Annotated in this window: 20 protein-coding genes and 1 pseudogene; 7 read left to right on the top strand and 14 right to left on the bottom strand. The window is 66.8% G+C overall.

From position 1 onward, the window contains the following. From WAW17_RS23610 to WAW17_RS23585, 6 genes and pseudogenes are all read right to left on the bottom strand, one after another. Nucleotides 1-171 (bottom strand): annotated as a pseudogene (locus WAW17_RS23610) (amino acid permease); the annotation flags it as partial. Nucleotides 172-201: 30 nt separating this feature from the next. Then, nucleotides 202-1128 carry a cation diffusion facilitator family transporter gene (locus tag WAW17_RS23605; protein ID WP_422335328.1) on the bottom strand — a complete coding sequence of 309 codons (927 nt, stop codon included), beginning with the start codon at nucleotides 1126-1128 and terminating at the stop codon, nucleotides 202-204. Nucleotides 1129-1204: 76 nt separating this feature from the next. Continuing rightward, entirely contained in the window at nucleotides 1205-2434 is a 1230-nt protein-coding gene (manA, locus tag WAW17_RS23600; RefSeq protein WP_422335327.1) for a mannose-6-phosphate isomerase, class I, read from the bottom strand. Further along, complete coding sequence (locus WAW17_RS23595) at nucleotides 2434-3507, bottom strand: tobH protein (protein ID WP_422335326.1); 1074 nt, start codon at nucleotides 3505-3507, stop codon at nucleotides 2434-2436. The genes manA and WAW17_RS23595 overlap by 1 nt, the downstream gene beginning before the upstream one ends. A gap of 79 nt (nucleotides 3508-3586) precedes the next feature. Next, nucleotides 3587-4954: a phosphomannomutase/phosphoglucomutase gene (locus WAW17_RS23590; RefSeq protein WP_422335325.1), complete on the bottom strand. Its 1368-nt coding sequence runs from the start codon at nucleotides 4952-4954 to the stop codon at nucleotides 3587-3589. Between the two features lie 131 nt (nucleotides 4955-5085). Further along, nucleotides 5086-5484, bottom strand: coding sequence for a DUF3499 domain-containing protein (locus tag WAW17_RS23585; RefSeq protein ID WP_422335324.1), 399 nt, complete (start codon nucleotides 5482-5484; stop codon nucleotides 5086-5088). 80 nt (nucleotides 5485-5564) lie between these two features. Here WAW17_RS23585 and WAW17_RS23580 point away from each other — a divergent pair, with 80 nt between their 5' ends. Further along, nucleotides 5565-6056, top strand: a complete 492-nt coding sequence (locus tag WAW17_RS23580) for a metallopeptidase family protein (RefSeq protein WP_422335323.1) — start codon at nucleotides 5565-5567, stop codon at nucleotides 6054-6056. Here the strand turns inward: WAW17_RS23580 and WAW17_RS23575 are convergent, their stop codons facing one another. Further along, nucleotides 6057-6317, bottom strand: coding sequence for a WhiB family transcriptional regulator (locus WAW17_RS23575; RefSeq protein WP_422335331.1), 261 nt, complete (start codon nucleotides 6315-6317; stop codon nucleotides 6057-6059). Nucleotides 6318-6810: 493 nt separating this feature from the next. Here WAW17_RS23575 and cofD point away from each other — a divergent pair, with 493 nt between their 5' ends. From cofD to WAW17_RS23560, 3 genes are read left to right on the top strand one after another with little or no spacing between them, the layout of a single operon-like run. Continuing rightward, nucleotides 6811-7809 carry a 2-phospho-L-lactate transferase gene (gene cofD, locus WAW17_RS23570; RefSeq protein ID WP_422335322.1) on the top strand — a complete coding sequence of 333 codons (999 nt, stop codon included), beginning with the start codon at nucleotides 6811-6813 and terminating at the stop codon, nucleotides 7807-7809. Then, a complete protein-coding gene (locus WAW17_RS23565) occupies nucleotides 7782-9167 on the top strand; it encodes a coenzyme F420-0:L-glutamate ligase (RefSeq protein ID WP_422335321.1) in 1386 nt (461 codons plus the stop codon). The genes cofD and WAW17_RS23565 overlap by 28 nt, the downstream gene beginning before the upstream one ends. Before the next feature lie 10 nt (nucleotides 9168-9177). Continuing rightward, complete coding sequence (locus WAW17_RS23560) at nucleotides 9178-9726, top strand: NUDIX hydrolase (protein ID WP_422335320.1); 549 nt, start codon at nucleotides 9178-9180, stop codon at nucleotides 9724-9726. Between the two features lie 6 nt (nucleotides 9727-9732). On the opposite strand, the gene WAW17_RS23555 is transcribed toward WAW17_RS23560, so the two are convergent. Genes WAW17_RS23555 through rfbD form a run of 3 tightly spaced genes read right to left on the bottom strand, consistent with a single transcriptional unit; the run spans nucleotide 9733 to nucleotide 12610 of the window. Continuing rightward, on the bottom strand, nucleotides 9733-10812 hold the full coding sequence (locus tag WAW17_RS23555) for a sugar phosphate nucleotidyltransferase (RefSeq protein ID WP_422335319.1): 1080 nt from the start codon (nucleotides 10810-10812) through the stop codon (nucleotides 9733-9735). Further along, complete coding sequence (locus WAW17_RS23550) at nucleotides 10809-11702, bottom strand: glycosyltransferase family 2 protein (protein WP_422335318.1); 894 nt, start codon at nucleotides 11700-11702, stop codon at nucleotides 10809-10811. The genes WAW17_RS23555 and WAW17_RS23550 overlap by 4 nt, the downstream gene beginning before the upstream one ends. Nucleotides 11703-11761: 59 nt before the next feature. Further along, nucleotides 11762-12610 carry a dTDP-4-dehydrorhamnose reductase gene (rfbD, locus tag WAW17_RS23545; protein ID WP_422335317.1) on the bottom strand — a complete coding sequence of 283 codons (849 nt, stop codon included), beginning with the start codon at nucleotides 12608-12610 and terminating at the stop codon, nucleotides 11762-11764. Nucleotides 12611-12773: 163 nt separating this feature from the next. Between rfbD and WAW17_RS23540 the strand changes: the two genes are divergently transcribed. Together WAW17_RS23540 and WAW17_RS23535 are read left to right on the top strand one after the other, a co-directional pair. After that, nucleotides 12774-14174 (top strand): LCP family protein, encoded by a 1401-nt coding sequence (locus WAW17_RS23540; RefSeq protein WP_422335330.1) that lies wholly within the window; start codon nucleotides 12774-12776, stop codon nucleotides 14172-14174. Nucleotides 14175-14198: 24 nt separating this feature from the next. Then, nucleotides 14199-14918, top strand: coding sequence for a TIGR03089 family protein (locus WAW17_RS23535; RefSeq protein WP_422335316.1), 720 nt, complete (start codon nucleotides 14199-14201; stop codon nucleotides 14916-14918). A gap of 72 nt (nucleotides 14919-14990) precedes the next feature. Here WAW17_RS23535 and purE read toward each other — a convergent pair whose 3' ends face one another. Together purE and WAW17_RS23525 are read right to left on the bottom strand one after the other, a co-directional pair. Continuing rightward, complete coding sequence (gene purE / locus WAW17_RS23530; protein WP_422335315.1) at nucleotides 14991-15515, bottom strand: 5-(carboxyamino)imidazole ribonucleotide mutase; 525 nt, start codon at nucleotides 15513-15515, stop codon at nucleotides 14991-14993. Next, nucleotides 15499-16758 carry a 5-(carboxyamino)imidazole ribonucleotide synthase gene (locus tag WAW17_RS23525; RefSeq protein ID WP_422335314.1) on the bottom strand — a complete coding sequence of 420 codons (1260 nt, stop codon included), beginning with the start codon at nucleotides 16756-16758 and terminating at the stop codon, nucleotides 15499-15501. The genes purE and WAW17_RS23525 overlap by 17 nt, the downstream gene beginning before the upstream one ends. Before the next feature lie 130 nt (nucleotides 16759-16888). On the opposite strand from WAW17_RS23525, the gene WAW17_RS23520 reads away from it, so the two are divergent. Further along, the gene (locus tag WAW17_RS23520) at nucleotides 16889-17431 is read left to right on the top strand and encodes a GtrA family protein (protein ID WP_422335313.1); all 543 of its coding nucleotides are present in this window, start codon (nucleotides 16889-16891) and stop codon (nucleotides 17429-17431) included. On the opposite strand, the gene WAW17_RS23515 is transcribed toward WAW17_RS23520, so the two are convergent. Further along, nucleotides 17432-18766 carry a sensor histidine kinase gene (locus tag WAW17_RS23515; protein ID WP_422335312.1) on the bottom strand — a complete coding sequence of 445 codons (1335 nt, stop codon included), beginning with the start codon at nucleotides 18764-18766 and terminating at the stop codon, nucleotides 17432-17434. A gap of 8 nt (nucleotides 18767-18774) precedes the next feature. Continuing rightward, entirely contained in the window at nucleotides 18775-19455 is a 681-nt protein-coding gene (locus tag WAW17_RS23510; protein WP_422335329.1) for a response regulator transcription factor, read from the bottom strand. Between the last annotated feature and the right edge of the window lie 18 nt (nucleotides 19456-19473).

The following is a 19473-nucleotide window of genomic DNA, read 5'->3' as shown; positions in this document are numbered from 1 at the left end:
GACGACCGCGACACCGAACACGGTGAGATCCCAGGCTGTCAGGTCCTTCCGGAGCCGGGTTTCCGGTTCGTCCGTGTCCCTGATCGACTGTTCGACCGACTTGGTGCGAAACAACCCAGAGGGACGTCCGCTGACCTGCGGTGCTCCGCCGCCTTTGTCCTGGATGGCCACGTCAGCCTCCTCACATCGGAAAGTTGCCGTTCAGCGTATGCCTTCACTGGTCCGGAAGATGTCCGGTTCGATGTAGATGCGGCGCGCTGCGGGGACGGCTGCCCGCACCCGGGCTTCGGCCTCGTCGATCGCTGTGGCCACCTGATGGATGTCCGAACCGGCGGACACGGCCACTTTCGCGGCGACGAGAATCTCGTCGGGCCCGAGGTACTGGGTCTTGCAGTGAATGACGCTCTCGAACCTGTGGCCGTCGACCAGCGCGTCGAGAATGCGCTCTTCCTCGCCCGCGGTGGCACCCTCACCGATCAGCAGGCTGTGCATCTCGATGATCAAGATGATGGCGATGATTCCGAGGAGCACACCGATGCACAACGTACCGATGCCGTCCCACACGGGGTCGTCGGTGACCATCGACAGCCCCACACCACCGAGCGCGAGAATCAGGCCGATGAGTGCGCCGGTGTCCTCGAGGAGTACCACCGGGAGTTCGGGGCTTCGTGACGTGCGGATGAACGACCACCAGGTTCCCTTCCCTTTCAACGGACGCGATTCGCGCACCGCGGTCCAGAAACTGAACGACTCCAGACCGATCGCGATCACCAGGATCACGACGGCGACGAGCGGGGAGGTGAGGTCCTCGGGGTGCTGGATCTTGTGCACACCCTCGTAGATTGCGAACAGCGAACCCAGACTGAACAACACGAGCGCCACGACGAACGAATAGAAGTACCGGCTCCGGCCGTATCCGAACTGGTGCAGATCGTTTGCGGCGCGCTCGGATCTCTTCTGCCCGAGCAGGAGCAGACCCTGATTCGACGTATCCGCCACCGAGTGCACGGACTCCGCGAGCATCGACGACGAACCGGTGATCAGGAAGCCCGCGAACTTCGCCACCGCGATACCGGCGTTGGCGCCGAGAGCGGCGAGGATCGCCTTCTTTCCCCCATGAGCCGACACTGACTACTCCTCTCGGTCGTCTGGCGCCCTGCCACGGCGAGCACAGCTCCCTGTTCGATCCAGGGCGGCTCACAGGCTACGCGATCGAGGAGCCGACCCTCGCGCCGAACAGCTGAGCCGTGTCCGTGGTCGCGGTCGCCGTGACCTCCGGGTCACTGGCAGCGATCCAGATGGCATGCCCCCGTGCGAGATCGAGAGAATCATTGCCGGAGCGCAGTTCTACCGCGCCCTCAGTGCACAGGATGATGCGGGGGCCGTCGGGGTGGAAGCGGTGTTTCGGCATCGCGGAGGACAGATCGATCCGGACGAGCGTGAACTCCGGAGCGGGCGTGGCGTAGACGAACTCGGCCGTGTCCGGGTCCTGTTCGGCTTCGAGGATCGGAATATCGACGGTCTCGAAATCGAGTACCCGCAGAAGTTCGGGAACATCGACATGCTTGGGGGTGAGTCCTCCGCGCAGGACGTTGTCGGAGTTGGCCATGATTTCGACGGCCACACCGTGAAGGTAGGCATGCAGGTTTCCGGCGTCGAGGTACAGGCCCTGCCCGGGTTCGAGGGTGACCCGATTGAGGAGCAGTGCCGCCAGTACGCCTGCGTCTCCCGGGTACACCTCGCTCAGCTCGAGCGCCGTCCGGACCTCTGCAGCGAACTCTCCGTCCCGGGTGGTCGACAGATAACGGACGCACCCGTCGAGCACTCCAGGCATCAACGCCGCGAGCACGGGCGGCGGCAAGGTGATCCAGGTGGTGAAGAGAGCACGGAGCCCGTCCGAATCGGGTTGCCCCGCAATCAGGCCGATGTACGGCTCCAGTTCAGGTACCGAGATGGCCTCGAGCAGCTTGACCGTGCGCTGCGGGTCACGGAACCCGGCAAGTGCCTCGAAGCGGCTGAGCGCCACGACAAGTTCCGGCTTGTGACTGTCGTCCTTGTAGTTGCGTACCGAGGACTCGAGGGGAATCCCTGCCTCGTTCTCCCGAGCGAAACCCTCCCAGGCCTGTTCCGCGCTGGGGTGGGCCTGCAACGACAGGGGCTCCTCCGCGGCGAGCAACTTGAGCAGAAAGGGAAGGCGGTCGCCGAAGTTCTCGACGGTCCGCTGTCCGAGCTGGCGTACGGGGTCCGAGTGCACGAGGTCGAGAAGCGACCGGGGCCCGTCCTCGGTGAGAACACAGGCCGGGTCCCCGGGATGCGCTCCCAGCCAGAGCTCCGCTTCCGGATGCGCCGTCGGCACCGGCATACCGCGCAGCAGTGCAAGGGCGGTGCGCGATCCCCAGGCGTAGGACCGGAGCGCACCTTCGAGTCGGTGCACTAGACACCACCGATCAGATGGAGATAGGCGGCCGTCATGTCGAGTCTGCCGACGAGGATCGCCGCCTGTTCGAGTTCGGAATGCTTGATCCGTCCTGCCGCGTCCTCGGATGCGATCACGAGTTCGGCATCGCCGAGTACCGCGATTCTGCGTTCGGTGGTCATCCGATCAGTCTCCGAGGTGATGACGAATGTCCGGACCGGCATGGCCGGCGGGGGCGCGTCCAGTTCCGGGTCGTGGAAGATCGGATCGTGGCCGGTCGCCGTCTCCGCGGCTCGAAGGGTCCCTGCCACGCTGATGACTTCCGAGAGTTCCGACGCCGCAGATACCCGTCCCGCGTGCAGCAACGCTTCGGCACCGTGGCGCGCCAGTTCCACGGTGGCACCGGGTTCACCGGTGAGCACCACCCGGCGCCCCTGCATGCGGGAAGCGAGAGACTTGGCAGGATTGTGGAAGACCTCGCTGGTCGGTCTGTTCCGGAGCGCCTCCTCGTCGACGGCGTCGGCGATCTGCCCGAGGTCGGGCACATCTTCCCAGCGCTCCGCTCCCACCACGCGCAGCACTGCCAGCAGGACCGCGAAGTATCGCAGCAATCCATGACGGGCATAGGTGTGCACCCGCGGCGCGAACATCGCGACGCGCCCCGCCGCTGCCGCCTGCAGCGGCCCCTCGTCCGGAGCCGCCACCACGACTTCGGCGCCGCGCCGCACCGCCGCATCGATCGCGTGCACGAGCCGGGGGTCGCCCGCGTCATCCCCCGCGACCACGACGACATCCAGCGGTCCGATCCAGCTGGGAGTACGCGTCGCGCACAGCAACGGGAATCCGATCCGATCGGCCAGCACGGCGGTGAGGACCGCCGCCCCCCGGCTCGCACGCCCGGCACCGGCCACCACGACGACACTGCGTGGACGCAGTCCCCGGAGCCTCTCGAGAACCCCTTCGTCGACCGCCGACTTCGTGGCCCTGATCTGGGCCCCACCCATCGCAGCGGATCGCAGTACACCGGCAGTATCGGCTGCCACCAGTCCGTCCCCGTCGTCGAGGTCGAACAGGGGCGTCGGCGCTGTCATGTCACCGCACCCCCTTTCTCCATAAATGCGCACCGCGCTCGCGCGACGCTCTCGAACCTGTTGATTCCAACTATGGCAGTCAGGCTCGCACGATGCCCAATATCTCGGTAACGAGTGCGTCTACGTCCCCGGATGTCGGCGCCTCCACATTCAGTCGCAACAACGGTTCGGTATTGGACGCGCGCAGATTGAACCAGGCGTTGTCCTTCAAGTCGACGGTGACACCGTCGAGGCGGTCCACATGGACGGTGCGGTCCGCGAATGCCGACAGCACCGCATCAGTGCGTGCGGCGGCATCGTCCACCGTGGAGTTGATCTCCCCGGACGCCGCGTAGCGTTCGTACTTCGCCATCAGCTCCGACAGCGGCCGAGCCTGTTCACCGAGCGCTGCGAGCACATGAAGTCCTGCGAGCATGCCGGAATCGGCACCCCAGAAGTCGCGGAAGTAGTAGTGAGCCGAGTGCTCGCCACCGAAGATCGCGCCGGTCTCGGCCATCTGCTGCTTGATGAACGAATGCCCCACCCGCGTACGGACCGGCTTGCCACCCAACTCGGTCACCAGCTCCGGGACCGCGCGGGAGGTGATGAGGTTGTGGATGACGGTAGCACCGGGTTCCTTGGCCAGTTCGCGCTCGGCGACGAGAGCTGTCACCGCCGAGGGCGAGACCGGCTCCCCCCGCTCGTCGACGACGAAACAGCGATCGGCGTCGCCGTCGAATGCCAGACCGATGTCGGCCCCCGTCTCGCGCACGAACCGCTGCAGGTCGACGAGATTGGCGGGATCCAGCGGGTTGGCCTCGTGGTTGGGGAAAGTGCCGTCGAGTTCGAAGAACAGTGGTTCCAGCGTGACCGGTATCGGCTCGAATACCGCCGGGACGGTGTGGCCGCCCATTCCGTTTCCGGCGTCGACTGCGACCTTCAGCGGGCGCATGTCCGAAAGGTTGACCAGGCCGCGCACGAAACGGGCGTACCGATCGAGCACATCTTCTTCCGATACGGTGCCCGGCGCGCCGTCGTAAGCGGGCACGCCCTCGATGACCTCGGAGGCGATCGTCGCCAGACCGGTCTCCTGGCCGACGGGCTTCGCGCCTGCGCGGCACAGCTTGATGCCGTTGTACTTGGCAGGATTATGGCTCGCGGTGAACATGGCGCCCGGCGCGTCGAACAGTCCCGACGCGAAATACAGTTGATCGGTGGACGCCAGCCCGATGAGGACCACATCGAGCCCCTGCGCGGTGACTCCTTCGCCGAACGAGTCCGCCAGACCCGGTGAGGATTCACGCATGTCGTAACCGATCGCGATCTTCTCCGCGCCCTCCTCGCGCATGAGCCGCGCGAAAGCACCACCCACGTCGCGGACGAATGCCGCGTCGATGTGCTCTCCGACGACACCACGCACGTCGTAGGCCTTGATCACGGCATGTACGGACTCGGCTGATCGCGCCACTTCTGTTTTCTCCTTCAACGTGCACCGGTGCCGGCGCAAAGCCTAATGCCTGGGAGGCGACAGGCACGGGTAGCCGATCGACCTCACATCGGATTGCGCGGTCGCGTCGCTTCGCAGGGTCTTTTGCGGGGTCAGTTCGCAGGGTCGGGAAGCACCCGGAGATGTCCCCGGCGACCCGTCCGTGCAGGGCTGGGACGTGTGCCGGTCTCGGTGCGCTCCTCGGTGGGATACGCGGATCGGTCGGGACGCCCCCGGTCTCCGAGACCTGCCTCACGCACCGCTTCGGCGAGTGCGGTCAGGTCGTCCTCGTCGGGCGTACTCGACGAGAATCCGCCCTCGTATCGCACCAACTCCCAGCCCTTCGGGGCGGTGATACGCGACGCATGGGTTTCACACAGATCCCACGAGTGCGGCTCGTCCACCGTTGCCAGCGGACCCACCACGGCCGTGGAGTCGGAGTAGACGTACGTGAGCGTCGCGACAGCGGGGTTCTTGCACCCGGGGCGGCAGCATCGACGCAGAGATCTCACAGGTAGGGAGCCTAGCCCCCGGGGCGCCCGACGCCTACTCGGACACACCGGGAGTATGCCGCTGTCGTAATGTCCATTTCATGTCCAATGCACGACGCAGGCGTCAGGTCACCACGCGATCGGTCGACCGCCGGGGACGCGGAATCCGCGGTTCGGTCTATCCCCCCGACGCGCCGGCGAGGCGCAGCCGCGCAGAGAAGTTCGACCTCACGGTGCTCGAAGCGTTCGCCCCGATCGACGCACGGTGGCGGGAGCGACTGACAAAACTCGACATCGCGGTCGACGAAGTTCCGAAGATCCATGCACTGGACCCAGATTCGGTGAACTGGCCATCCGAGGTGGTGGCCGACGGGCCCGTGCCGCTGTCACGGCTGATCCCGGCAGGCGTCGATCGACACGGTGCAACGACGCGGGCGCGGGTCGTACTCTTTCGCCGGCCGTTGGAACAGCGCGCGAAAGACATCGATGAGCTGACCGATCTGGTGCACGACGTGCTGGTGCAACAGGTGAGCACCTACCTCGGAGTGGAACCCGAGATCATCGACCCGGAGCTGCCGGGCGAAGACGACTGACTAGACGATTCCCCGCTTGAGCCGCCGGCGCTCACGTTCCGACAGTCCACCCCAGATACCGAAGCGTTCGTCATTGCCCAGTGCGTAGTCGAGGCATTCGTCCCGTACTTCGCAGCCCATGCAGATGCGCTTCGCTTCCCTGGTGGAGCCGCCCTTCTCGGGGAAGAATGCCTCAGGGTCGGTTTGCGCGCACAATGCGCGCTCCTGCCACTGATCCTCGATGGTCTCGAACAACTCGTCGAAACCGGTCACCAGACTCAACGCCGGGCGCGGGCCCGCCGTCTCGACTTCCTGTGGGACGAGAGTCCGCACAGAATGCCCGGACACGGCACTCGAGAGCCCCGCGTCGTGCAGATCGTCTTCCGGGATACTGACTTCTCGTACACAGACGCTGTCTGCTGCGCCTGCTTCGGACTTGGTCTGCGGTTCGTCGCTTACTGTGCTCCAGCGAGTCTCCGACTCGGCTTGCTCATTGGGCATCGTTCCGCCTCCTCACCTGTGATAGCGCAGAAAAATTCGATCACACACGTACCTCGAAACCGAACACCTGCCATTCGTTCGAATCTTTGTTCGAACCGCCCCCGCTGCAAGTGATTCCACGCTCACAACGTCGGAATGACACATTTGTGATTACACACGGCCAGCGTGTCGCGGTCAAGCTAGCGAACGAAAGTCCATTAGTATTTCGCGGCCCGAAATGCCTCCAGGCGAGCAGCCCGGCGGCAGCTCGGAGCCACCGCCTAGGCTTTGAGCTGTGAACGTGACTGTATTGGTTGGCGGGGTCGGCGGGGCTCGTTTCCTGCAAGGAGTACGCAAACTTCTCGAGGATCGCTCAGAGGCGGGTGGGGGGCATCACATCACCGCTGTGGTCAATGTCGGCGACGACGTCTGGATGCACGGGCTCCGAATCTGCCCCGACCTCGACACCTGCATGTACACGCTGGGTGGCGGCATCGACACCCAGCGCGGCTGGGGCCACAAGGACGAAACCTGGAATGCTAAAGAGGAACTCGCGGCGTATGGCGCGAAGCCCGACTGGTTCGGCCTCGGCGACCGGGACATCGCCACACACCTGATCCGTAGCCAGATGCTGCGCACGGGGTACCCTCTGTCCGCGGTGACCGAGGCGCTGTGCAACCGATGGCAGCCCGGTGTGTCACTCCTTCCGGTCACGGACGACCGCAGCGAAACCCACGTGGTCATCACCGACCCCGAAGACGGCGAGCAGCGCGCGATCCACTTCCAGGAATGGTGGGTGCGTCATCGCGCGCAGGTGCCCACGCACAGCTTCGCGCACATCGGTGCCGACCAGGCCATCCCTGCCCCCGGCGTTCTCGAGGCGATCGAATCGTCCGACGTCGTCTTCCTGGCCCCGTCGAATCCGGTGGTGAGCATCGGTGCGATCCTGGCCGTGCCCGGAATCCGCGGAGCTCTTCGCACCACATCCGCCAAGGTCGTCGGGATCTCTCCGATCATCGGGGGAAAGCCGTTGCGCGGCATGGCGGACGAATGCCTCGCGGTGATCGGGGTCGAGACGTCCGCGGAGGCGATCGGGCGTTACTACGGCGCGCGAGGCGGGACGGGGGGCGCGCGAGGCGGGACGGGGATTCTGGACGGCTGGCTCGTTCACGACACCGACACCGCGGACGTTCCGAATGTGGCGGTCCGCAGCGTTCCGCTGCTCATGACTGACCCCGACACCACTGCGGAAATGGTACGGGCGGCATGCGATCTCGTGGGAGTGACACTGTGAGCGAGGCCTTCGCGCAGCAAGTCGATCATGCTCCCGGCCGACCGATCGAGATTCTCCCGGTTCCGGGCCTGCCCGAGTTCCGTCCCGGTGACGATCTGGCCGGAGCCATCGTCACTGCCGCTCCATGGCTCCGACACGGCGACATTCTGGTGGTCACGAGCAAGGTGATCTCCAAGGTGGAGGGCCGCATCGTCCGCTCCCCCACGGACCCCGAGGAGCGGGACACCGCCCGGCGCCGACTCATCGATCAGGAGGCGGTGCGCGTCGTCGCCCGTAAGGGTCGGACATTGATCACCGAGAATCGTCTCGGGATCGTCCAAGCCGCGTCGGGAGTCGACGGGTCCAACGTGGACGGTGGTGAACTCGCGTTGCTGCCGGAGGATCCCGATCGCAGTGCCCGGGCGCTCCGGAACGCTGTCGAGGAGGCACTCGGGGTCACGGTGGCCGTGGTCGTCACGGACACGATGGGGCGCGCGTGGCGCAACGGCCAGATCGACGCCGCCATCGGCGCTGCCGGTCTGCCCGTGCTGCACGAGTACGCCGGTTCCACCGACGGTCAGGGCAACGAACTGCTCGTGACAGCGGTCGCCCTCGCCGACGAGATCGCCGCCGCCGGAGATCTCGTGAAGGGCAAACTCGGTGGTGTCCCCGTCGCGGTGGTCCGGGGTCTCGGGCTGGCCGACGACGGCTCGAGCGCAAGGGATCTCATCCGCAGTGGCGAGGAGGACCTCTTCTGGCTCGGCACCGAGGAATCACGTGCGCTCGGCCGTTCGGAGGCGTTGCTGCTTCGACGTTCGATTCGCGAGTTCGCCGCGGACCAGGTCGAGCCCGCCGCGATCCGCGCGTCGATCGCCGAGGCATTGACCGCGCCGGCCCCGCACCACACGCGTCCGGTGCGGTTCGTCTGGCTGCGCACCGACCACGTCCGGACGGAACTGCTTTCCCGCCTGCGGGATCGGTGGCGGTCGGACCTCACGTCCGACGGCCTGTCCGCAGACGCCGTGGAGGCCCGCCTCGCGCGCGGCAACATCCTCTTCGACGCCCCCGAGGTGATCATCCCGTTCTGCGTTCCGGACGGCGCCCACACCTATCCGGACGACCGCCGGCGTGCCGCCGAAGACACGATGTTCACGGTGGCTGTGGGCGCCGCCGTGCAGGGACTGCTGGTGTCGTTGGCCACCAGGGGAATCGGTAGTTGCTGGATCGGATCCACGATCTTCGCGGCAGACGTCGTCCGTGCGACGCTCGACCTACCCGGCGACTGGCGGCCGCTCGGCGCGATCGCCGTCGGACACCCGCTCACGCCCCTGACCGTGCGCGACGCCGCTGATCCCGGTGACGCCCTGATCGAGAAATGAGCGCGAGCCGATGACTGCCGAATCCCTGCACCGGTCCGCGACCGAGGCGCTCGAGGGCTGGACGACCCTCAGCGAGAACGACGAGGCGCTACGCCACACCATGCTCGCGTTCCTGGGGTCCGCACCGCTCGGCTGTCTCCGTGAGCACGCCCCCGGCCATATCACGGCGTCGTCCCTCGTCCTGGACGAAGACGGATGCCACGTGCTTCTCACCCTCCACCCACGCGTGGGACGGTGGATTCAATTAGGCGGGCACTGCGAGGTTTCCGACGACACCGTCGTCGACGCGGCAGCACGGGAGGCCTGCGAGGAATCGGGCATCCCCGACCTGCGCATCGATCCCGCACTGCTGTCGGCGCACACGCATCCCATCACGTGTTCCCTCGGTCGACCCACCCGCCACCTGGACCTACGGTTTCTGGTCCGGGCACGGCCGGGTGCTCACATCGTCCGAAGTTCGGAATCGACCGACCTCCGCTGGTTCCCGGTGGACGAACTTCCACCGAACGCCGAGAAGGACACGATCGACAACCTGGTGCACCTGGCCGGACTGCGGTAGACGCTCTCAGACGTCGGTGCTGAATCTGATGCCGCCGTCGGGCAATGCCACGCCAGGCCACACCCGTGCCCCGCGCAGCAACTCGCAGCGGGCCCCGATATCCGCGCCGTCCCCGATCACCGCGTCGCGTACCAAAGCCCTTGGACCGATACGCGCTCCGAAACCGATGATCGACCGTTCCACCGTTGCGCCGGCCTCCACCACCGCGCCATCGAAGAGCACAGCGCCGTCGAGTCGCGCGCCGGCACCCACCTCTGCGCCACGGCCGACGACCGTCCCGCCGATGAGAACTGCGCCCGGCGCCACACCGGCGCCGGGATGGACGAGGGACTCGCCCCGCGGCCCCTCGAGTGCCGGCGACGGCGCGATTCCGCGCACCAGATCCGCCGAGCCCCGCACGAAGTCCTCCGGCGTACCCATGTCGCGCCAGTACGAGGTGTCGACGTGGGCGTACACACGGGCACCCTCGGCCAGCAGGGCGGGGAACACCTCGCGCTCCACCGAGACCGCCCGGCCCTCGGGGATCTGTTCGATGATCTTCCGCTTGAACACGTAACAGCCGGCGTTGATCTGGTCGGTCGGCGGGTCCTGCGTCTTCTCGAGGAAGGCGGTGACCCGGCCGTCTTCGTCGGTGGGAACGCAACCGAAGGCGCGCGGATCTCCCACCCGCACCAGGTGCAGCGTGACATCCGCGTCGGTGGAGGTGTGGGTGTCGAGAATCGCGCCCAGATCGGTGCCGCCGAGCACGTCTCCGTTGAAGACCATCACGTTGTCGCCGCGCAAGTTCGGCAGCACGTTCCTGATGCCGCCACCGGTTCCCAAAGGTTCGGTCTCGGTGACGTATTCGATCTCGAGACCCATCTTGGATCCGTCACCGAAATAGTCCTCGAAAACCTCGGCCTTGAAGGAAGTACCCAGTACCACGTGCTTGATCCCCGCTGCTTCGATACGGGCCAAGAGGTGCGTCAGAAAGGGCAACCCGGCCGTGGGCAGCATCGGCTTGGGCGCGGACAGCGTGAGCGGGCGAAGACGGGTTCCCTTGCCCCCCACCAGAACAACTGCATCGGTGTTGCCTTCGATCGTCATGCGACGCCGTCCCCTCGTTGAGTGTTCCTACGGCGTTCCCGGACCGCGGCGGCCACCGCGATCTTGGAACGCACTGCCAAACCGCCTCGCAGGGCCCACCGCAACGGGGCCTGCCACCACAGCGGATGCCGATCCGCCTGGAAGCGGTACGCACTCTGATGGTGCGCCGGCAGCATGAGTTCGGGATGCCGTCCCGCCGCGTGACCCTTGGCATGGGTGACCTCGGCGGACGGAACGTACATGTTGAGCCACCCCGCCCTGCCCAGGCGGTCACCGAGATCGACGTCCTCCATGTACATGAAGTACCGAGAATCGAATCCGTCGATCGAGTCGAATGCGGCCCGCCGCATCAACAGGCACGAGCCCGAGAGCCACCCCACCGTGCGCTCGCTGACCGACTCGTTCTCCTGCCGATATCCTGCCGTCCACGGATTCGACGGCCACACCGTCCCCAGGACGGCATGCGCCGCCCCCGACACCAGGTCGGGCACGTGCCGCGCCGACGGGTAGATACTTCCGTCCGGTTCGCGCACGAGAGGACCGAGCGCACCCGCCCGCGGCCAGCGCTCGGCGGCCTCGAGCAGGACGTCGATCGATCCGGGGGCCCAGCGGATATCCGGATTGGCGACGACGACGAACTCGACGTCTTCGTCGATCTCCGCGACAGCCCTGTTGACGGCACCGCCGTAACCGATGTTTCCACCGGTGCGCAGCAGGCGCACGTTCTCGTGAGCTCGATCGGCAGCCTCGGGCGCTCCGTCGGTCGAACCGTTGTCGGCCATCAGAACGTGCGGATTCTCGGACGTGGCCTCGGCGAGAGTCGTCAGGAAATGCTCCAGGTGCTCGCCTGGCGAATAGGTCACCGTCACCACGGCCAGCTTCGAACTCACGCCGGCAAGCGTAGCCGCATCGGCGGGGTCTGCCTCACGCAGCACTGACGTCGTCTCCCTCACACCGTTTCCTGCAATGCCGCCCGCAGTGCCTCGCGCCAGGGCCGCAACGGGGTCAGGCCCGCCTCTTCCCACGCCCGGCCCGACAGCACGGAGAAGGCGGGCCGCGGGGCGGGGCGGACGAACTGGGCGCTCGTGCACGGTCGTACCCGGGCCGGATCCGCGCCCACTTCCTCGAATACCGCGCGGGCGAGCTCGAACCAGGTAGCCCGTCCGGCGTTGGTGGCGTGCAGGACGGGCGCCGTGACGTCTGCCCGGACTGCCAGTTCGAGCAGGGCGCTCGCCAGGTCGCCCGCGAATGTGGGCGATCCCACCTGGTCGTCCACGACGTCGACGGTGTCCCGTTCACGCTCGAGCCGGACCATGGTTGACACGAAGTCCGATCCGACTCCCGAATACACCCAGGCCGTGCGCACCACGTGGGCCGACGGCAGTGCTGCGTGCACCGCACGCTCGCCCGCCAGCTTGGTGCGCCCGTACGCGGTGGCCGGTCCGGTCGGCGCGTCCACGTCGTATGGGGTCTCGCTCTGCCCGTCGAACACATAGTCGGTGGAGACATGGATCAACCGGGATCCTGCCGCGGCACAGGCCGCCGCAAGATCAGCCGCCCCGCGCTCGTTCACCGCTCTTGCCGAGTCCTCATCCGTCTCCGCCGCGTCGACCGCGGTATAGGCGGCGCAGTTGATCACCACGGCGGCGTCGGCCACCAGCCCGGACACCGCCGCGCGGTCCGTGATGTCGAGTTCGTTCGACCCCACGCCCCGCACGTCGATCCCTTCCGCTGCGGCGCGCCGGAGAAGTTGTCCGCCCAGCTGTCCCCGGGCACCGGTCACAAGGATGTTCGTCACGGGGTCAGTCTGGCACGCCGATGGACGCTTCCAGGTTCCGAGCGCGCCGCCCAGTAGCCTGGACCCTGTGTCACACGAGCCAACCGAACCGGGTCCGCCCCCGAGGACGGCGGGGCGGCGGGCTCACATCGCGGTCGCCGCACTCTCCGTGCTCACTCTCGTCATGACCGGGTTCGCCTGGCGGAGCATCGACACGTTGCGCAGCAATCTGGCGACCGCCGGCGGTCTGGGACTCGGCGGAAGCGCCGACGGTGCAGTGGACATCCTGATGGTGGGTACCGACAGTCGTACGGACGCACACGGCAATCCTCTGTCGCAGCAGGAACTCGACTCCCTTCGCGCCGGGGCCGAGGTGGCGTCGAATACCGACACCATCGTCCTCATCCGGGTTCCCGACGACGGCAGTTCGGCCACCGCCATCTCGATCCCCCGCGACTCCTACGTGAACGTCCCGGGTATCGGCATGTCCAAGATCAACGCCGCCTACGGTGCCACCAAGGAAACCGAGCGGCTGAAACTGGTCGAGGGCGGCTCCACCGACAAGGAGGCCGAAGCGGAGTCCACGGAGGCCGGCCGGGAGGCGCTGATCGAGTCGGTCGCCGGGCTGACCGGGATCACCGTCGACCACTACGCCGAGGTCGGGCTCCTCGGGTTCGTGCTACTCACCAACGCGGTGGGCGGTGTCGACGTGTGCCTCAACGCGCCGGTGGACGAAGAACTGTCCGGTGCCCACTTCCCCGCCGGCGAACAGACCCTGAACGGCGCCGACGCGCTCAGCTTCGTCCGGCAGCGACACGACCTTCCCCGAGGCGACCTCGACCGCATCGTGCGCCAGCAGGTGTTCATGGCATCGCTCGTCGGCAAGGTCCTCAGCGCGAAGACACTCAGCAATCCCGGCAAATTGAACGAGCTCAGCGCCGCGGTCCAGCGTTCTGTGGTGCTCGACGACGACTGGGACATCATCGACTTCGCCACCCAGCTACAAGACCTTGCCGGTGGCAAGGTGAAGTTCGAGACGATCCCCGTCGCGGACCTCAACGGCATGACCGACTACGGCGAGTCCATCGTCGAGGTCGAGCCGCGGGAGGTGAAGAAGTACGTGGCCGGCCTGGTCGGCGACGATCCGTCGGAAGCCGAGGAGACCACATCGGAGAAGCCGAACATCGATGCCTCTACCCTCACCGTCGACGTCGCTAACGACAGTGGGATCGACGGACTCGCCAGCGGTGTGGCCGAGGTACTCGCCTCACTCGGCTACGTCCAGGGCGAGGTGGGCAACTACACCGGCACGTCGGTGCGCGAGTCGACGGTATTCGCGAAATCCGACGACGACAGCGCACAGGCGGTGGCGGCCGCACTCGGTGGGCTTCCGACAGCCGTCGACGAGTCCCTCGCCGAGGGATCGGTGCGCGTGGTGCTGTCGGCTGACTACGACGGCCCGTCCGCGGCCGGCGAATCCACCACCACGCCCGAGACCCTGTCTGCCGCCGGAACGAGCCCCACCCCCGCTCCTCCCGGACCTGCCATCGACGCCGGCTCCTCCGGCCCGCGTTGCGTGAACTAGAGAACCGAGAAACGAACTGTGTCCATGAACCACGCGTCCCGCACGCTGACCGAAGCGATCCTCGACCCGATCCTGGCGACCGACCCGGCGGGCCCGCGCATCACCTTCTACGACGACACCACCGGCGAGCGGGTGGAGCTCTCCGCGCTGACGCTCGCCAACTGGGCGGCCAAGACTGCCAACCTTCTGCGCGACGAATTCGCCGTCGAGCCCGGCGCTCGGGTCGCAGTGCTGCTCCCCGCACACTGGCAGACGGCGGCAGTCCTGCTCGGCACCTGGTGGGCAGGCGCCGAGGTGGTACTCGAACCGGACGCCGATACCGCGGTCGCTCTCGTATCCGCGGATCGTCTCGACGAGGTGGCCGACGTCCCCGAAGTGGCGGCGCTGTCGCTGGATGCGTTCGGCCGCCCGGTGCCCGACCTGCCTGTCGGGATCACCGATTACGCCACCTCGGTGCGCGTGCACGGCGATCAGTTCCGCCCGGGCCTCGCGGGTCCTGCGTTCGCGGGCCGGAGCGTCGACGACGTCCTCGCCGCGGCCGGTGCGTCCGCGGCATCCCGGGGCATTTCCGCGACGGACCGCGTACTGTCCGACCTCGCATGGGATTCCCAGGACGCGCTGATCGACGGATTGCTCGCCGCACTGGCCTCGGGAGCGTCGCTGGTCCAGGTGGCCAACGCCGACCCGTCCGCAATGGACAGGCGCATCCGGACCGAGAAGATCACCCGTCAGCTCACCCGGTAGCCACCGTCGGCCGGACCCGTCTCAGGGCCGAATCGACGCCCTCGCGTCGAACAATGGAGCGACAATGCGCCTTCAGCCCAGCAGCGTGTCCCGCAGCGCCCGATCCTTGTCGAGGACCATCTTCTCGAGGCCCTCCTGGAAGTCCACCATCTGCTGCCGCAGAGCGGGGTCCGCCGCGCCGAGGATCCGGGCGGCGAGCAAGCCCGCGTTCCTGGCACCACCGATGGAGACCGTCGCGACAGGAACACCGGCCGGCATCTGCACGATCGAGAGCAGCGAGTCCATACCGTCGAGGTACTTCAGCGGCACCGGCACGCCGATCACCGGCAACGGGGTGGCCGACGCGACCATGCCCGGCAGGTGGGCGGCACCGCCGGCCCCAGCGATGATTACCTTGATCCCGCGCCCCGCGGCGTCCCTGGCGTAGTCGAGCATCCGCTGCGGTGTGCGGTGGGCGGAGACCACTCCCACCTCGAACCGGATCCCGAACTCGGCCAGCGCCTCGGCAGCAGCCTCCATGGTGGGCCAGTCGGAGTCGCTACCCATGATGAGTCCGACCTGCGCGCCCTGTACTGCCGATTCACTCACCGTGTACATCCCATCCGTCGGTCCATTCTGCGTGCGAAAGCCAATGAGCGGCACGCTCGGCGCGCTCGCGCACCTTCGCCACGTAATCCGGGTCGTCGATCGACCCCGGTCCGCCCACGACGTTGACGTGCCCGATCTTGCGATCCTTGCGTTCACCCTTGCCGTACATGTGCACCTTGGCGTCGGGCATCCGCGCGAAGAGGTGGTGGATGCGCTCGTCCATGCTCATCTCCGGTGCCGTCGGCGCGCCGAGCACGTTCGCCATCACGGTGAGCGGCGCCAACGGCGACGTATCGCCGAGTGGGTAGTCGAGGACCGCCCGCAGGTGCTGCTCGAACTGAGAGGTGCGAGCACCGTCCATGGTCCAGTGCCCCGAGTTGTGCGGACGCATGGCAAGTTCGTTCACGAGAAGGTCGCCGTCCGTGGTCTCGAACAGCTCCACCGCCATCGCGCCGACCACGCCGAGCTCCGAGGCAATCCGCAGAGCCAGCTCTTCGGCGGCCTCTGCCACGGAGTCGGGCAGCTGCGGGGCGGGGGCCAGCACGACCGCGCACTGACCGTCCCATTGCACGGTCTCCACGACAGGCCAGGTGGCGCCCTGGCCGAAAGGCGATCGAGCGACCATCGCCGACAGCTCGCGGCGCATCTCGACCTTCTCCTCGACGATGAGGGCGACGCCGTGATCGAGCTGCCGGGTGACGATCCGCTCGGCTTCGTCCGGGTCGTCGGTGATCCATACACCGCGGCCGTCGTATCCACCGCGGACCGCCTTGATGACGACGGGCCAGCCGTGTTCCGCTCCGAACTTCACGACATCTTCGGCCCAGGTCACCTCGGTGTATGCCGGAACGGGCGCTCCGAGTTCGAGGAGTTTGCGGCGCATCGCCAGCTTGTCCTGCGCATAGACCAGCGCCTGCGGCGGCGGTTGCACGTTGACGCCCTCCGCGACGAGCACGTCGAGGTGTTCGGTCGGAACGTGTTCGTGGTCGAACGTGAATGCGTGCGAGCCGACGGCTGCCTTCCGGAGGGCCTGCAGGTCCGTGTGGCTGCCGAGCACGATATCGGGGCTCACCTGGGCGGCGGGATCGTCCGGCGTTTCGGCGAGCACGCGCAGGGTCTGCCCGAGCGCGATGGCTGCCTGGTGCGTCATTCGAGCGAGTTGGCCACCGCCGATCATCGTCACGACGGGTTGCCCGGCGGAGAGATCGCGGGGTGTCGTGGGACGCGGAGTGGAGTCAGAGTTGCCGGTCACGGGTCCTAAGTTTGTCACGTCGGCCGCCGCGTTCCGCCGTCGAGGTGGCCCACCGATCCTTCCTGTGATTCTGCTGATGATTTCATGACCGATTAGTGGTATCGAGCCTGCTTTCGTAAACTCATTCGTTGTGTCTTTTGTCGACGGGGTAGTTGCCCGCGTTCCCCAGCCGTTCCGCGATCTCGCGCTGCGTCATTCCGAGCTCATCAAGTTCGCGATCGTGGGTGGCACGACGTTCATCATCGACTCGGGCATCTTCTATACGTTGAAGCTGTCGGTACTGGAATCGAAGCCGGTGACGGCGAAGATCATCGCCGGCGTGGTAGCCGTCATCGCGTCCTACGTGCTCAACCGCGAGTGGTCGTTCAAGAACCGCGGTGGACGGGAGCGCCATCACGAAGCGCTACTGTTCTTCATCATCAGCGGCATCGGTGTGGTGATCAGTTTCGTGCCGCTCTACATCTCCAGTTACGTGTTCGACCTGCGCGTTCCGGACGTCAGTCTGACGGTCGAGAACATCGCCGACTTCATCAGCGCCTACGTGATCGGTAATCTGCTCCAGATGGCATTCCGGTTCTGGTCGTTCCGGCGGTTCGTCTTCCCGGAAGAGAATGCGCCGGTCGTCGTGGACGCGCTCGACGAGGCCGCCGAGGAAGAGTTCGGCCACTCCTGACTAGCGGGGTTCCCTCGTTCCGATGATCCTCATGGGAACGTGCTCACGAGCGGCGGGTACGAAAATGGCGAACAATGCCGGACGGCGACGTTGCAGTTCCAGCCGGCCACCGTCGGCCTCGATGAGTGCGCGTGCCAACGCCAAGCCGACCCCGGTGGAGCCCGCACCCGAGAACCCGCGATCGAAGATGTGGGGTGCCAGGTCGTCGCTGACCCCGGCGCCTTCGTCCGAGACCTCCACGCACACCATCGATTCTCGTAGCGCATTCTCGGACGTCGCGGCCCGGAGTGTCTGGCCCGCGATCAGTCGCACCGAGACGGCACATGTACCGGCCCCGTGCATGAGGGCATTGTCGACGAGCACCGCGACCGCCTCCCGCAGTCGTGAACCGTTGGTGGACGCCATCACGTCGGCATCACCACGCAACAGCAGTTGCCGGCCCGCGTCCTCGAACGGCCTTTTCCAGTCGGCGATGACCACACCAAGTTCCCGGATCACCGACACCTGAGTGTCCGAACCGCCGCTTCGCGACGACCGGACGAGTTCGTCGATCGCAACGGTGAGGCGGTCCACCTGAGCCATTGCCTCGTCCGCCTCGATCACCACGGCAGGATCCGGATGAACGGACAGTTCATCGAGTCGCAGCCGTACCGCTGTGAGCCGGCTCCGCAGTTGATGGGAGACGTCGGCGACGAGCGCGTGTTCTCGCTGGAGGCGACCTGCGATCTCCACCGTCGCGGAGTCGAGGACATCGGATACTCGGTCGAGTTCGGGTATGCCGTGGCGTTGCGGGTCGGGTCGCCAGTCGCCCTCGGCCAGCCGGGCAGCCCGATTCGCCACATCCCGCAGTGGATCGGCGAGGCGCTTCGCGGTGACCACCGCGACCACGGTGCCCGCGGCGATGGACACCAGCACGAGGAGTGCGACCGCACCCACCGCCTGCCTCTGCTGGGTGCGCATCTCTTCGGAGGGCACTTCGAGTCGGAGCGAACCTGACGTACCCATCGCGAGCGACTCCACGAGGGCCGACGGCACGGTCGCTTCGCCGATGTCGACTCTCGATGCACTTTCCTCGGTACTCGGGTAGATCACCACCAGGCGGCCACCGGACGGCGTGAGCAGCCGCAGCGAGTTGGTGTCCAGCGCTCCCTCGACGACGCCGTCGGCGCCCTCCTGGGTGATGATCTCGGTGGCCATCTGATCGAGCCGCCGCTGAAGATCGCTTCTCGTCAAGTCCTCGACCCACAACCATGCGGTGTAGATGAGGGGCGCACCGAACAGGAGCGCCGTGAGGATCACGACGCCCAGAATCGACTGGAGAATTCTGCGGCGCACTGCGCCGCCTAGTCGGTGTTGATGCGGAAGCCGACACCGCGAACCGTGGCGATGCGTCGCTCCGCCGCGGGCCCCTCGTCACCGATCTTCCGGCGCAGCCACGACATGTGCATGTCGAGAGTCTTCGAGCCACGCAGTTCCACGTCGCCCCACACCTCCGCGAGGATCGCGTCACGGGACACGACCTGTCCGGCGTGTTCGAGGAGCACCCTGAGCAGTTCGTATTCCTTGTTGGCGAGCGCTATCTCGGTGCCGTTGACGAGGACGCGTCGTGCAGCCGGGTCGAGCCGGATTCCGCCGACCTCAACCACGGTGTCCTCACCCGGTCCTCGCCTGCGGAGAAGGGCCCGCACCCGAGCCATCAGCTCCGCCAGGCGGAAAGGCTTGCCGACGTAGTCGTCGGCGCCCGCGTCGAGACCGACGACGAAATCAACTTCGTCGGTGCGGGCGGTGAGCATCAGCACGGCCAACTCGGAACTGTGTGCCCGCACCTGCCGGCACACCTCGAGCCCATCCATTCCGGGAAGCCCCAGATCGAGGATCAGCAGGTCGTATGCGCCCTCGAGGGCCTGCTGCAGCGCGGCTGGACCGGTCTGCTCGACGGTGACGTCGTAGCCCTCTCGACCCAGCGCCCGCGACAGTGGCGCGGCGATGGCTTCGTCATCTTCAGCAAGCAGGACTGCGGTCACCTCCACAGCGTACGGAGG

This window comes from Rhodococcus sp. (in: high G+C Gram-positive bacteria), from assembly GCF_049286785.1.
GTDB lineage: Bacteria > Actinomycetota > Actinomycetes > Mycobacteriales > Mycobacteriaceae > Rhodococcus_F.
Note: the sequence above shows the minus strand (reverse complement) of the source record. Positions and strands in the feature narration are given on the sequence as shown.